The following is a 13,100-nucleotide window of genomic DNA, read 5'->3' as shown; positions in this document are numbered from 1 at the left end:
CATCCTCCGTTCGTTTCGCGCCACGCTAACGGTACGGCCTTCCGGCGGCAAGGCCAGCCGGCAGGATTCGCCCGCCCCCCGCCCCGCCCGCCCTCATTGTCGCAAGACACAAAGCCCGCGCCCGCAAGATCACATTCCTGCCCAAAGCGCGCCAAGCACGCTTGCTTGCGTTGTAATCCCGTCTTGCGGCCTATATCAAAACCCGATGACGAAATGACAAAGCCCCGCGCGGGCGCAGCTAATGGCCCATAACCCCATGACGTCCCTCACCGTTTTGCCCAAGGCCCGCGCAGCCCTATGCCTTGCCGCCGCCGCCGCCCTTCTGGCCGCCTGCGCGCAAAAGCCCGCGCCCACCGGCTTCTCCGATCCGCTCGAAGCCAACAACCGCGAGATTCACGAGTTCAACCGCAGCGTCGACCGCGCCATCCTGCGCCCCGTGGCCAACACCTTCCGCTCCGGCACCCCCGGCGCGCGTCCCGGCCCGGTGATGCAGGGCGTCACCAACTTCGCGCAGAACCTCGACGTGCCGGGTGCGGTGGTCAACACCCTGCTGCAAGGCCGCCCGCAGTTCGCGCTGGAAAACACCCTGCGCTTTGCGCTCAACACCACCGTCGGCATCGGCGGCCTGTTCGATCCGGCCTCGGCCATCGGCCTGCACGGCAAGACGACCGATTTCGGCGAAACCCTGCATGTCTGGGGCGTGGGCGAGGGCAATTATGTGGAACTCCCCCTGCTCGGCCCCTCGACCGAGCGTGACATGGTCGGCCGCATCGTCGACATCGGCCTGAACCCGATGCGCTATGTCCTGCCCAAGCCGGAAAGCAACATCGTGCCGGTCGCCAAGGTGGTATCAAGCGTTGGTGAACGCTCGCGCTATTCCGAAACGGTCGACTCTGTCCTATATGAGAGTGCGGACAGCTATGCGCAGGCGCGCCTGCTCTATCTGCAAAACCGCCGTTTCCAACTGGGGCAGACCGCTGGCGAAGCCGCCGACGCTGCCTTCGAAGACCCGTATGAGGATATCTATGGCGAATGACAGATTGATCTTCACACGGCGCGGCTTCGGCATCGGTCTGGTGGGCGGTGCCGCTGCGCTGGCCATGCCCTTGTCTGCTGCTGCGCTTACCGTCGATCAGGCCAGCGCGCTGGTGGGCCGCGCGGTGGCCGATGTGAACACCACGATCAATTCGGGCAAATCCGCTGCGGCGATGTATGGCGATTTCGAACGCATCTTCAGCCGCTACGCCGATGTGCCGACCATCGCCCGCTCGGCGCTCGGCCCTGCCGCGCGCGGGGCCTCGGCGGCGCAGCTTGCGGCCTTCACCACCGCCTATCAGGGCTATATGGCCCGCAAATACGGCGCGCGCTTCCGCGAATTCATCGGCGGCCAGATCGAGGTGACGGGCGCCCGCGCCGTCAAAAGCTATTTCGAGGTGATCTCGGTCGCCAGACTGCGCGGTCAGGCTCCGTTCGATGTGCGCTGGCATGTGTCCGACCGCTCGGGCAAGGACCTGTTCTTCAACATCATCATCGAAGGCGTGAACATGCTCGCCAGCGAGCGCACCGAAATCGGCGCCATGCTCGACCGCCGTCGCGGCGACATCAACGGCCTGATCGAGGATATGAAGCGCGCCTGATCGGGCAATCTCACGCGCTTGCCAACGCCGCTCCCGCAGGGGCGGCGTTTTGCTGTGTCAGGTCACGTCGTTCTGCTCGGGGTGCCAGTCGGCCTGCATGTTCAGATAGCAGAACGACGCCGACCAGCTTATCAGCAAAAGACCATTCAGCGCCTCCAGCCCCACGATCAGCCGCAGCGCCCCCATCGGATAAATCTCGCCGATGCCCAGCGTGGTGTAATTGGTCAGCGAGAAATACAGAAAATCGGTCAGCGTTCCCGCAAACTCGCCCTCGATCGTTCCGAAGGCCGGCATTTGCGACAACCCCGCGAACACACCTGCATAAAGCCCGACCTCCAGCAGATGCGCGACAAGACAGGCCGCGATCACGAACAGGATGCGCTGGCGCGGCCTGATCCGCAGGCGCGGCACCCATTCGCCCGTCAGGCGCAACGCCTCGTAATGGATCAGCGCGGTTGCCGCCAGCAGGCAGGGAACCAGCAACAGGGTCAGCGCCATCACCATCGCAACCACCTTTCCTCAAAGACCGGCCCCCACCATGCCAACAACCGCGCCCGCCGGCCAGCCCGCACCTCCCGCGCTGCGCAGCGGTTTCGCGGCTTTTGGGGGCAGCGGGGGCAGGGCAGGGGCGGACCCGTGATCGGCGGTCCAGTGCCGCGCGGGTGGCGGCAGGTCGGGGTGCGACGCCTATCATCGCGCCGCGCCTCACCCCGTCCAGTCGCGCCCGCGCGGGCGGCAGGAACGGACAGGGCAGAACAAAGCGGGTTAACAGCCCGTAAATCCCGCAGGCCAACCCCTTGATTCCAAAGGCACGGCGCCTCTTTCCCCCTGTGTTACAGGCGGCCCGAGGCTCGGCTCAGTTCCCGAAGCCCCCCAGCACATCCCGCAGGATCTGCTCGGCCAGATCACCCTCCACCGGCCCCTCGTTCACCCATGTGTCAGGCACCGGCCCGTCATAGATGATGATGTCCTGCGTCGGCATCTCGGCGGGCGGCGGCACATATTCCTGCCGCGGCGCCGCCGAAGGCGACTGCCCGTCGGCCATCACGCTGGGCGACGAGGCATAGCCCCCCGGCGGCAGCTTCGGCTCGGGGATCAGCATGGGCAGCGGCTGCGGCTGCAACCCCTGATGCACCCGCACCATCACCTCGCGCCAGATCTCCGCCGGCAGGCCCCCGCCCGTCACGCCCGTCAGCGGGCTGTTGTCGTCATTCCCCATCCAGACCCCGGCGACATAATCGGCGGTGAAGCCCAGAAACCACGCATCCCGCGCCGCCTGCGTCGTGCCGGTCTTGCCCGCCGCCTGCCAGCCGGGGATCTTTGCCCGCGTGCCGGTGCCGTTCTCGATCACCCGGCTCATCATATAGGTCAGATAGGCCGCCGCCTCCTCGCTGATGACCCGCTGGCCAACCCCGCCCGAGGCGCCCATCAGCACGTCTTCCTCCCCCTGCAGGCGCAATTCCACCAGCCCGTAGGGCGTGACCGAAGACCCGCCGTTCAGGATGCCCGCATAGGCCCCCGACATCTCGAGCAGCGACGATTCCGACGCGCCCAAGGCCAGCGCCGGACCATCCGCCAAAGCCGAGACGATGCCGAACCCGTTCGCCACCCGCCGCACCGCATCGCGCCCCACCGCTTCCGACACCCGCACCGCCGGAATGTTGCGGCTCTCGGCCAAGGCTTGGCTCAGGGTGATCATGCCCTTGAACTGGTTGTCGTAGTTCTTCGGCGTCCACGCCCCCGATCCGGGAATGTTGATCGTCAGCGGCGTGTCTTCCACATAATCCGCCGGCGTAAAGCCCAGATCCATCGCCGCCGCATAGGCAAAGGGCTTGAAGCTCGATCCGGTCTGCCGCTTGGCCTGCGTGGCGCGGTTGAAACTGCCCGCCGCCGCCGCCTGCCGCCCGCCCACCATCGCGCGCACCGCCCCGTCCGCCGACATGACGACCACCGCCGCCTGCGCCTTCGAGCCTTCTTTCACCTTGGTGTCGAAGACAAAGGCCACCGCCTCCTCCGCCGCCTTCTGCAGGCGCTGGTCCAGCGTGGTGCGGATGATGACATCCTCGGTCGTGGCCGAGGACAAAAAGCGCGGGGTCGATTCCATCACCCAATCGGCAAAGGCCCCGCCAGAACGCGCCTCGGCGGCAGGCGACAGCCGCGCCGGGTTGGCGCGCGCCTCGTCGGCCTGCGCCTTGGTCAGATAGCCCTGTTCTTCCATCAGCCCGATCACCACCGCCGCCCGCTCCTGCGAACGGGTCAGGTTGTTGGTCGGGGCAAAGCGCGAGGGCGCGGTCAGAAGCCCCGCCAGCATGGCCGATTCCGCCGGGCCGACCTGATTGGCCGACTTGCCGAAATAGCGCTGCGCCGCCGCCTCGAACCCGCGCGCGCCCGCACCCATATAGGCGCGGTTCAGATAGATGGTCAGGATTTCCGACTTGGAATACTTGACCTCCATCGCCATCGCATAGGGAATCTCCTTGATCTTGCGCCAGACACCGCCGCCCCGGCAGTCCTGTTCATACTCGGCCTCGGACTTCCATTCCGACGGGTTGTAAGGCACCCCGAGGCACAAGAGCTTGGCCACCTGCTGCGTGATGGTCGACCCGCCGTTGCCCGACAGCGGCCCGCGCCCCTGGCTCAGGTTGATGCGGATGGCCCCGGCGATGCCGCGCGGGCTGATCCCGAAATGCTGGTAAAAGCGGCGGTCCTCGGTGGCGATCACCGCGTTGTGCAGATCGCGCGAGACGTTTTCGGCGGTGATCTGGCCGCCAAAGGTTTCCCCGCGCCACGCAAAGACCTGACCGTCGCGGTCCAGCATGGTGACGGACCCGCGCGCGCGCCCGTCCAGCAACTCTGTCACCGGCGGCAACTGGCTGTAGAAATAGAACACCGTCAGGCCAAGCACCATGGCGACCACGGCGGTCACGCGCCATGTGATGCCCCAGATCACCCGCCAGATCAGACGCCAGAGCCCCACGATCAGGCCGACGATCAACCCATGCTGCCGACGCGGCTTGCGCGGCGCAGGCTTGCGCGGCGGGCGCCCGCCGCCAGACGCTGCCTTCGAGGCGGTGGCAGGCGCGCCATACCGCCTGTCAGCCGTGAGTTTTCCCCGCCCGTTGCCCGATGTTGCCATTGCCTGCCCAACCGTAAAACACGTCTTCTTTTGCGCGACTCTAGCCCGAATACGACCGGATGTGGAGAGCGGCACATCACGATTCGGATACCTAGTTTGCCTATAAATTAATCAAACCGCCCAATAAGTATAAAAATTGTGCAACCGTGCATGAAATCGGGCGGAGTTCCGCCGTCGGTTTCTTGTTCTGACCCGTCGAAAAGCGACTTGTTAGCTCCAAGGGCCCAACCCCGGGCCCCACAGAAAGAAGGGGAAGGACGTGAAACTAATCATCGCAGCAATCAAGCCGTTCAAGCTCGAGGAGGTGCGCGAAGCGCTGACCACCATCGGCGTGCGCGGCATGATGGTCACCGAAATCAAGGGTTTCGGCAGCCAGTCCGGCCACACCGAGATTTACCGTGGTGCGGAATATGCCGTGAACTTCGTGCCGAAGGTGCGGCTGGAAATCGTGGTCACCGACAGTCTGGCAGATGCGGTTGTCGAAACGATCCGCAGCACGGCAAAAACCGACAAGATCGGGGACGGCAAGATTTTCGTGCTGGATGTCCAGCATGCCGTGCGCGTGCGCACCGGCGAAATCAATGACGATGCGCTCTGACGCGTTGGGGACAGGGGAAACGCAAAAGATGAACACTCCGCTAAAACTTGCTGGTCTTGCGACGCTGGGCGCGTCGCTCTTTGCCAGCCTGCCCGTCTGGGCGCAGGATGCGACGGCAACCGCCACCGAAGCCGTGGCCGAGGCAGCACCGGCAGCCGTTGTCGACAACGCCTTTATCTTCAACACCTTGCTGTTCCTGATCGGCGGCTTTCTGGTGTTCTGGATGGCCGCAGGCTTTGCCATGCTCGAGGCAGGTCTGGTCCGCTCCAAGAACGTGACCATGCAGCTGACCAAGAACATCGCGCTCTTTTCCATCGCCTCGCTGATGTACTGGATCGTCGGCTACAACCTGATGTATCCGGGTGATGCTTGGACCGTGACCGGCTATGTCGGCCAGCTCTTCTCGGCCAAGTCCATCGGCGGCGATCCCGACATTGCCACCGGCTATTCGGCTGGCTCCGACTTCTTCTTCCAGCTGATGTTCTGCGCCACCACCGCATCCATCGTGTCCGGCACGCTGGCCGAGCGCATCAAGCTCTGGCCCTTCCTGATCTTCACCGTCGTGCTGACCGGGTTCCTCTACCCGATCGAGGCATCGTGGCAGTGGGGCGGCGGCTGGCTGTCCGAAGCAGGCTTCTCCGACTTCGCAGGCTCCACCCTCGTTCACGCCGCAGGTGGTTTCGCCGCTCTGGCCGGGGCCATCATCCTCGGGCCGCGTCTGGGCAAATACACCAAGGAAGGCCGCGTGAACCCGATGCCGGGCTCCAACCTCGCACTGGCCACCTTGGGCACCTTTGTCCTGTGGCTGGGCTGGTTCGGCTTCAACGGCGCCTCGCAGCTTGCCCTTGGCACCGAGGCCGATGCCAATGCCGTCTCGATCATCTTCGCCAATACCAACATGGCAGCGGCCTCGGGTGCCGTGGTGGCGATGATCCTGTCGCAGGTGATGTACAAAAAGGTCGACCTGACGATGGTGCTCAACGGCGCCCTGGCTGGCCTCGTCTCCATCACCGCAGGCCCGCTCGACCCGTCGCTCTTCGGCGCGGTCTGGATCGGCGGCATCGGTGGCGTGATCGTTCTGGTCGTCGTGCCGCTGCTCGACAAGTTCAAGATCGACGACGTGGTCGGCGCCATCCCGGTTCACCTCGTGGCGGGCTTCTGGGGCACCATGGCGGTTCCGTTCTACACCGACGGCACCAGCTTTGTGACCCAGTTCATCGGCTTTGCGGCCATCGGCATCTTCATGTTCGTCGCCTCGATCATCGTCTGGGTCATCCTCAAGGCCACGATGGGCCTGCGCCCGAGCCAGGAAGACGAGATCATGGGTCTCGACAAGGCAGAACTCGGCCTCGAGGCTTACCCCGACTTCACCAAGGGCTGACGCCTCCTCCTCCCGGTCAGTCTGACGTCTGGCCCGAACCGCAAGGTTCGGGCCTTTTTGCTGGCGCGATCCCATGAAAAAACCCGCGCCAGAGCGCGGGTTCTTCCGTAAGTCCTGCCGGATCTGTCAGCCCGCGACTTTCGCGATCGCCGCCGCCAGAATCGGCACCGTGCGGGCGTTCAGCCCCGCGATGTTGATCCGGCTGTCGCCCACCATGTAGATGCCGTGATCCTCGCGCAGCGTCACCACCTGCGCCTCGGTCAGGCCCAGACGGCTGAACATGCCGCGATGATGCGCCACGAAGTCGAAACGGTCCGAATTGGTGGCGCGGCGCAACTCCTCGGCCAGCGTCTGGCGCAGGCCCAGCATGCTCTGCCGCACCTCCTCCAGCTCGGCCTTCCAGTCGGCCCGCAGCGCGTCATCCTCCAGAATCGCCGTCACCAGCCGCGCGCCGTGATCGGGCGGGAAGCTGTAGTTCTGGCGATTCAGGAAATTCAGGTTGCCCTGCACCACCGCCCGCCGCGCAGGGTCGGTCAGCGCGATCAGCACCCCCGTCCGCTCGCGGTAAATCCCGAAGTTCTTGGAACAGGACGCCGCGATCAGCACCTCGGGGAAACGTGCCGCAATCATCCGCGTGGCGGCGGCATCTTCCTCCAGCCCGTCACCGAAGCCCTGATAGGCAAGGTCGATGAAGGGCACCGCGCCGCGCGCTTCCAGCACATCGGCCACCTGCGCCCATTGATCGGCGGTCAGGTTCGCCCCCGTCGGGTTGTGGCAGCAGCCGTGCAGCAGCACGACATCACCCGCCGCCACCCGGCCCAGATCCTCCAGCACGCCTGCAAAATCGACGCCGCGCGTCTCGGCGTCGAAATAGCGATACTCCGCCATCTTCATGCCCAGATACTTGATGATCGACGGATGGTTCGGCCATGTCGGGTTCGACAGCCAGACCGTTGCCCCCGGCGCGGCCATCTTGATCAACTCCAGCGCCTGACGGATCGCCCCGGTGCCGCCCGGCGTCGCCACCGATGCCGCGCGCTCGGCGTAACCCTCGCCCAAGATCATCCCGACCATCGCGGCGTTATAGGCAGGCTCTCCGGCAAGCCCGGTATAGCTCTTGGTGGTCTGGCTCTCCCACACCTGCTTTTCCGCCGCCTTGACTGCCCGCATCACCGGCGTCAGCCCGTTGGCATCCTTGTAGACGCCCACACCAAGATCGATCTTGGTGTCGCGCGGGTCGTCGCGAAACATGGCGATCAGTTGCAGGATCTTGTCCTGCGGTTGCGGGTTCAGCACTTCCAGCATTGGCCTATCCTTTGGCGACGGCAAGATCATCATAGGCACCCCATTCGGACCATGATCCGTCATAGAGCGCGTGGTTCCGGTGGCCGATGCGTTCCAGCGCAAGGCTCAGGATCGCGGCGGTCACGCCAGACCCGCAAGAGGTGATCGCAGGCTTCGACAGGTCCACCCCTGCCGCCTCGAACACCGCCCGCAGTTCGGCAGGGGGCTTCATGGTGCCATCGCCGTTCAGCAGCGTGGCAAAGGGCACGTTCTTCGACCCCGGAATATGGCCCGACCGCAGGCCGGCGCGCGGCTCGGCCACCTCGCCCTTGAAGCGGGCAGCGGCGCGGGCGTCGATGATCTCGGCCTGCGCCAGCTTGGCGGCATGGGCCACCTGCGTCACATCCTTGACCAGCTGGTTCTGGCGGCTGACGGTCATGTGCCGGTCGCGCACCACGGGGGGCATGTCCTCCACCTCGCGGCCCTCGGCCTGCCATTTGGGAAAACCGCCGTCCAGCACGGCCACATCCATCTTGCCCATCAGCCGGAAGGTCCACCAGACGCGCGCCGCCGAAAACAGCCCCGCCCCGTCATAGACCACCACCTGATGCCCGTCGCCCACCCCCATCGCGCGCATCCGGCTCATGAACTTCTCCACGGGCGGCGCCATGTGCGGCAGCGCGGAGCGCTGGTCGCTGATCTCGTCGATGTCGAAAAACCGCGCGCCGGGAATATGGGCAGCGGCATATTCCGCCTTTGCGTCGCGCCCCGCATCCGGCATGAACCACGACGCATCCAGCACCCGCAAGTCCGGGTCTTTCAGGTGTGCGGCCAGCCAGTCGGTCGACACCAGCGTCTTCGGATCGTCAATGGGGGAGGGTGTCACAAGGCTTGTCATGCGTCAGGCTCCGCGCGGCTCAGCCCCCGCATATATCGGCAGGGGCACAAAGGGCAAGGGCGCAGGCGCAGTCCACAGGGCAAGGCCCCCGAAAACGCCGTGCCGCCCGCACCCTGCACATGGCATTGCATGTCCGACGCGAAATGTGGGACGATCCTGCAATGGGCCCCTATGGAGCGGCAAGCCATCCCCACAAGGTCCTGCGCCGCCCGCGGCCCGATGACTTCGCAGCAGCCCGTGCCTTCTACTGCTCCGAACGCTCCAGATATGCGGGGGGCGGGGCCGACACCACGGAAACTTAGGCCTTCGCCATCTTCGCTGCCATGCTCGGGCATTGGGAGATCAGGGGCTTCGGAACCTTCGTCGCCACCCGCAAGGATACGGGCGGCATCGTCGGCGGCTTTGGCCCCCATTTCCCGGCGGGGCGTCCCGAACGGGAACTCGGCTGGTGCATCTGGGACGCGGCCGAGGGCGGGCAGGGCTTCGCCTTCGAGGCCTCTGCCGCAACCCGCGCCCATGTGTATGACAGTCTCGGGTGGTCTACGGCTGTCAGCTACATCCACCCCGACAACGCGGAGTCGATCCGTCTGGCGCAAAGGCTCCGCTGCGCGCTCGATCCGGGGGCCGAGGCTCCGGCGAAAGTCCCGCCGCCCCTGGTCTTCCGGCACCCCGATCCGGCAGACCTGCGATAGGTTTCCCGCGAGGCGGCACGAAACAGCGTCCAGCCGTGGCAAAACCCCGCGTCACGCAGCCACCGCGCACAGACAATCACCGTTGCCCCTTCAACCACAGTTGGGCGCCCCCCTCGGCGCATGACGCCTCCCTTGACCGCCCGAAACGCCCGCCTTACCCTCGGCCTGTCTGAAACAGGTTAGGCTCGGGACGGTTGGCCCGGCCCCCGCACCCCTTGCGGGTCCTTCCGTTGCAAGGCAGCGGCCCAAGACGTCAAGGTGCCCGCTTGGTGCAGGTGCCTCGTTGAAAGGGCATGACATGAAACCGCAAATTACCGTTCTCACTCTTGGCGTAAGCGACCTCGGGCGCGCGCTGGCCTTCTACCGTGATGGCCTCGGCCTGCCGACCAAGGGCATCATCGGGCAAGAGTTCGAACATGGCGCCGTGGCGTTCTTCGACCTTTCCGGCGGGCTGAAGCTTGCGCTCTGGGCGCAGGCCGACATCGCCCATGATACCGGATTGCCGCTGCAACCGGTCTGCCCGACCGCTTTCACCATCGGGCACAACGTCGCGCGGCGGGAAGAGGTCGCCGAAGTCATGGAGGCCGCAGCGCAGGCCGGTGCCCAGATCGTCAAACCCGCGCAAGACACCTTCTGGGGTGGCCATGCGGGGTACTTCCGCGATCCTGACGGGCACCTGTGGGAAATCGTCTGGAACCCCCACCTGCTTCCGCCGGAGGATTGATCGGCCCCAAGTCAGCCGCCGGTCGCCGTTCGGGTCGGCGGCGGCCTCGCGCCTGCCGGTTTGGCCGCTGCACCCGCCCGCCGTGATCCCGCGCCGCTGCGTCAGACACCGGACGTTCAGGAAAATTCCGCGCCGCAACGGGCGCACACACGTCATGACGTCAGCCATACACTTGCCATACGCAGGCCCGACGCCCGCCAGACCTTGCGCAAGCGGCCCGCGGCCCCGCGCTCAGTCGCGGCGGCTTTCCTTCATGATGCGCGCTTTCTGGCGGTCCCAGTCACGCTTGGCGCTGGTCTCGCGCTTGTCGGCAAGCTTTTTGCCCTTGGCCACGCCCAGCTTGATTTTGACGATGCCGCGGTCGTTGAAATACATCTTGATCGGCACGATCGTCATGCCCTCGCGCGCCGTGGCGTTCCAAAGGCGTGACAGTTCCCGCTTTGAAACCAACAGCTTGCGGCGGCGGCGCTCATCATGGCTGTCCCAGTGGTTCGACTGGGTATAGGGCGCGATATAGCCGTTGATCAGCCACAACTCGCCACCTTCCACGCTGGCATAGCTGTCGCCGATGTTCGACCCGCCCTTGCGCAGCGACTTGACCTCGGAGCCCTGCAACATGATGCCCGCCTCCAGATCGGATTCGATATGGTAATCGAACCGCGCCCGGCGGTTTTCGGCAATCAGCTTGGAGTTCGGATCAGATATCTTGGCCATACCGCCCACATAAGCACAGCCAAAGCCCGAGTCCAGATGGCCCCGCGCCCCGATGGTCGCTCAGGGCAGCCGCGCCGGTGCCGCGCCCATCCGGTTTCCCCGGATAAGTGCGTAAATTCCTGAGCTTACGATCAGTGCCGATCCGACCAGCGTTGCCAGATCAGGCCGCTCGCCAAACACCGCCATTGCAAGGGCCATCGCAAAGACCAGCCGCACATAGCGGAACGGGGTGACAAAGCCGATCTCGCCCGTCCGCATCGCCGAGGTGAGTGCGTGATACCCCAGCACCGCAAACACCGCCGTGCCCGCCAGCAAGCCCAATCCGCGCGCGTCAGGCCAGACCGCACCCCCCGTCCAGCCCAGCATGATCGCCCCCGCCAGCGACAGCATCGCAAAGCCTGCCACCCCCAGTTGGCGGTTCGACATCACGCGCGGCGCCGCCCGCGTTGCCAGATCACGTCCGGCAAAGCCCAGCATCCCCAGAACCGCGAGCAGCGACAGCGCCGAAAACCCGTCAAATCCGGGCCGCAAGATGATGATAACGCCCAGAAAACCGAGGCCGACCGCCAGCCACCGCCGCCAGCCGACCCGCTCTCCGAAAAACACGGCCGCCCCGCCCACGACCACCAGAGGCGTGGCCTGCAATATGGCCGATGTGGTCGAAAGCGGCGTCAGCGCGATGGCCAGCGCATAGAACAGCCGCCCGCCCACCTCGAACCCCGACCGGATCGCCAGCCCGCGCGAGCGCAGCGCCGGATGAAACGCAGGCTCTCCCTGTCGCCGCGCCATCAGCGCAAACACCGCCATGCCCACCAGCCCGACGATCAGCGCCGCCTGTCCCATCGGCATCCGCTGCGCGGCCGCCTTCAGGAACACATCCTCGACCGCAAACCCCGCCATCGACAGGATCATGAAGGCCGCGCCGCGCAGGTTCTCATTCTGAAACATCGTCGCCCCGCGTCTCGTCGTCCCGCCTCTGTGCGCCTGTGCCAAGGGGGCGTCAAGATGCGGCGGGGGCGCATCGACCGCGCCCCCGCCTTCATCTTTCCTAAAGTAAAATGATGCGCTTGCTCTCAGCGAGCGCAGGCAGCAGCCTCAGTTCAGCAGGCCCGCATGGCGCATTGCCGCCTTGATCCGCTCCTTGGTGCCATCCGTCAGCCCCACCAGCGGCAGACGCACCTCGTCCGAGCAGCGCCCCAGCAGCGACAGACCGTATTTCGCCCCCGCCAGACCCGGTTCGATAAAGATCGCCTCATGCAGCGGCATCAGCCGGTCCTGAATCTGCAGCGCCGTGCGGTAATCCCCCGCCAGCGTTGCATTCTGGAACTCGGCACACAGGCGCGGCGCCACGTTGGCCGTGACCGAAATGCACCCCGTGCCGCCATGGGCGTTGAAGCCAAGCGCCGTGGCATCCTCGCCCGACAGCTGGATGAACCCCTTGCCGCAGCTCTCGCGCTGCATTGACACCCGCTCGATCTTGCCGGTGGCATCCTTCACCCCGACAATCCGTGGCAGCTTGGCCAGCACGCCCATCGTCTCGGGCGACATGTCCACCACCGAACGCCCCGGAATGTTGTAGATGATGATCGGCAGCGTGCAGCAGTCGTGCAGGGCGGTGTAATGCGCGATCAACCCCGCCTGCGTCGGCTTGTTGTAATAGGGGGTCACCACCAGCGCCGCATCCGCGCCGACCCGCTCCGCATGCTGGATCAGGCGGATGCCTTCCACCGTGTTGTTCGATCCGGCCCCGGCAATCACCGGCACACGGCCGGCCGAGAACTTCACCACCGCCTCGATCACCGCTTCATGCTCTTCGTGGCTCAGTGTCGGGCTTTCGCCCGTCGTGCCAACCGGAACCAGCCCGTGCGAGCCCTCCGCGATCTGCCAGTCGACCAGCTTTTTGAGCGTATCCAGATCGAGTTCGCCGTTCTTGAACGGCGTAACCAAGGCGGGAATGGACCCTTTGATCATGGCACGCAGACTCCTGTTGCAGCGACGGGGTGTTCGAGTCGCTTTGGCTGAAAAACACGCCTTGA

At 65.5% G+C, this 13,100-nt stretch carries 13 protein-coding genes; 6 read left to right on the top strand and 7 right to left on the bottom strand.

What is annotated here, in order from left to right; translation table 11 throughout:
- Positions 1–256: 256 nt before the first annotated feature.
- Both G3572_RS07170 and G3572_RS07165 read left to right on the top strand, forming a co-directional pair.
- The gene (locus tag G3572_RS07170) at positions 257–1,036 is read left to right on the top strand and encodes an MlaA family lipoprotein (protein ID WP_164610277.1); all 780 of its coding nucleotides are present in this window, start codon (positions 257–259) and stop codon (positions 1,034–1,036) included.
- Positions 1,026–1,637 (top strand): MlaC/ttg2D family ABC transporter substrate-binding protein, encoded by a 612-nt coding sequence (locus tag G3572_RS07165; protein ID WP_164610276.1) that lies wholly within the window; start codon positions 1,026–1,028, stop codon positions 1,635–1,637. The genes G3572_RS07170 and G3572_RS07165 overlap by 11 nt, the downstream gene beginning before the upstream one ends.
- Positions 1,638–1,694: 57 nt before the next feature.
- Here G3572_RS07165 and G3572_RS07160 read toward each other — a convergent pair whose 3' ends face one another.
- On the bottom strand, positions 1,695–2,141 hold the full coding sequence (locus tag G3572_RS07160) for a potassium channel family protein (RefSeq protein WP_164610274.1): 447 nt from the start codon (positions 2,139–2,141) through the stop codon (positions 1,695–1,697).
- 352 nt (positions 2,142–2,493) lie between these two features.
- Positions 2,494–4,773 (bottom strand): transglycosylase domain-containing protein, encoded by a 2,280-nt coding sequence (locus tag G3572_RS07155; RefSeq protein WP_164610272.1) that lies wholly within the window; start codon positions 4,771–4,773, stop codon positions 2,494–2,496.
- 259 nt (positions 4,774–5,032) lie between these two features.
- On the opposite strand from G3572_RS07155, the gene G3572_RS07150 reads away from it, so the two are divergent.
- Both G3572_RS07150 and G3572_RS07145 read left to right on the top strand, forming a co-directional pair.
- Positions 5,033–5,371, top strand: a complete 339-nt coding sequence (locus G3572_RS07150; protein ID WP_100196223.1) for a P-II family nitrogen regulator — start codon at positions 5,033–5,035, stop codon at positions 5,369–5,371.
- 28 nt (positions 5,372–5,399) lie between these two features.
- Positions 5,400–6,752 (top strand): ammonium transporter, encoded by a 1,353-nt coding sequence (locus G3572_RS07145; protein ID WP_164610270.1) that lies wholly within the window; start codon positions 5,400–5,402, stop codon positions 6,750–6,752.
- Positions 6,753–6,878: 126 nt separating this feature from the next.
- Here G3572_RS07145 and G3572_RS07140 read toward each other — a convergent pair whose 3' ends face one another.
- Both G3572_RS07140 and sseA read right to left on the bottom strand, forming a co-directional pair.
- Entirely contained in the window at positions 6,879–8,057 is a 1,179-nt protein-coding gene (locus G3572_RS07140; RefSeq protein ID WP_164610267.1) for an amino acid aminotransferase, read from the bottom strand.
- Between the two features lie 4 nt (positions 8,058–8,061).
- Positions 8,062–8,934: a 3-mercaptopyruvate sulfurtransferase gene (sseA, locus tag G3572_RS07135; protein WP_164610265.1), complete on the bottom strand. Its 873-nt coding sequence runs from the start codon at positions 8,932–8,934 to the stop codon at positions 8,062–8,064.
- A 323-nt stretch (positions 8,935–9,257) separates the two neighbouring features.
- Between sseA and G3572_RS07130 the strand changes: the two genes are divergently transcribed.
- Positions 9,258–9,626 (top strand): GNAT family N-acetyltransferase, encoded by a 369-nt coding sequence (locus tag G3572_RS07130; protein ID WP_164610263.1) that lies wholly within the window; start codon positions 9,258–9,260, stop codon positions 9,624–9,626.
- Between the two features lie 298 nt (positions 9,627–9,924).
- The gene (locus G3572_RS07125; protein ID WP_164610260.1) at positions 9,925–10,350 is read left to right on the top strand and encodes a VOC family protein; all 426 of its coding nucleotides are present in this window, start codon (positions 9,925–9,927) and stop codon (positions 10,348–10,350) included.
- 231 nt (positions 10,351–10,581) lie between these two features.
- Here the strand turns inward: G3572_RS07125 and smpB are convergent, their stop codons facing one another.
- The 3 genes from smpB to dapA form a co-directional block, all read right to left on the bottom strand.
- Positions 10,582–11,064: an SsrA-binding protein SmpB gene (smpB, locus tag G3572_RS07120; RefSeq protein WP_100196219.1), complete on the bottom strand. Its 483-nt coding sequence runs from the start codon at positions 11,062–11,064 to the stop codon at positions 10,582–10,584.
- Between the two features lie 60 nt (positions 11,065–11,124).
- The gene (locus G3572_RS07115) at positions 11,125–12,012 is read right to left on the bottom strand and encodes a DMT family transporter (protein WP_164610258.1); all 888 of its coding nucleotides are present in this window, start codon (positions 12,010–12,012) and stop codon (positions 11,125–11,127) included.
- Positions 12,013–12,159: 147 nt separating this feature from the next.
- Positions 12,160–13,035: a 4-hydroxy-tetrahydrodipicolinate synthase gene (dapA, locus tag G3572_RS07110; RefSeq protein WP_164610256.1), complete on the bottom strand. Its 876-nt coding sequence runs from the start codon at positions 13,033–13,035 to the stop codon at positions 12,160–12,162.
- Positions 13,036–13,100: the final 65 nt, after the last annotated feature.

It is taken from the genome of Pseudotabrizicola algicola, from assembly GCF_010915705.1.
Classification (GTDB): domain Bacteria; phylum Pseudomonadota; class Alphaproteobacteria; order Rhodobacterales; family Rhodobacteraceae; genus Pseudotabrizicola; species Pseudotabrizicola algicola.
This window is presented reverse-complemented; position numbering and strand designations above follow the sequence as displayed.

Bases quoted from the DNA above. Each gene is read 5' to 3' on its own strand.
- G3572_RS07160 (WP_164610274.1), bottom strand. From the start codon at position 2,141: ATGGTGATGGCGCTGACCCTGTTGCTGGTTCCCTGCCTGCTGGCGGCA.
- G3572_RS07145 (WP_164610270.1), top strand. From the start codon at position 5,400: ATGAACACTCCGCTAAAACTTGCTGGTCTTGCGACGCTGGGCGCGTCG.
- dapA (WP_164610256.1), bottom strand. From the start codon at position 13,035: ATGATCAAAGGGTCCATTCCCGCCTTGGTTACGCCGTTCAAGAACGGC.
- sseA (WP_164610265.1), bottom strand. From the start codon at position 8,934: ATGACAAGCCTTGTGACACCCTCCCCCATTGACGATCCGAAGACGCTG.
- G3572_RS07125 (WP_164610260.1), top strand. From the start codon at position 9,925: ATGAAACCGCAAATTACCGTTCTCACTCTTGGCGTAAGCGACCTCGGG.
- G3572_RS07130 (WP_164610263.1), top strand. From the start codon at position 9,258: ATGCTCGGGCATTGGGAGATCAGGGGCTTCGGAACCTTCGTCGCCACC.
- smpB (WP_100196219.1), bottom strand. From the start codon at position 11,064: ATGGCCAAGATATCTGATCCGAACTCCAAGCTGATTGCCGAAAACCGC.
- G3572_RS07140 (WP_164610267.1), bottom strand. From the start codon at position 8,057: ATGCTGGAAGTGCTGAACCCGCAACCGCAGGACAAGATCCTGCAACTG.
- G3572_RS07115 (WP_164610258.1), bottom strand. From the start codon at position 12,012: ATGTTTCAGAATGAGAACCTGCGCGGCGCGGCCTTCATGATCCTGTCG.
- G3572_RS07155 (WP_164610272.1), bottom strand. From the start codon at position 4,773: ATGGCAACATCGGGCAACGGGCGGGGAAAACTCACGGCTGACAGGCGG.
- G3572_RS07170 (WP_164610277.1), top strand. From the start codon at position 257: ATGACGTCCCTCACCGTTTTGCCCAAGGCCCGCGCAGCCCTATGCCTT.
- G3572_RS07165 (WP_164610276.1), top strand. From the start codon at position 1,026: ATGGCGAATGACAGATTGATCTTCACACGGCGCGGCTTCGGCATCGGT.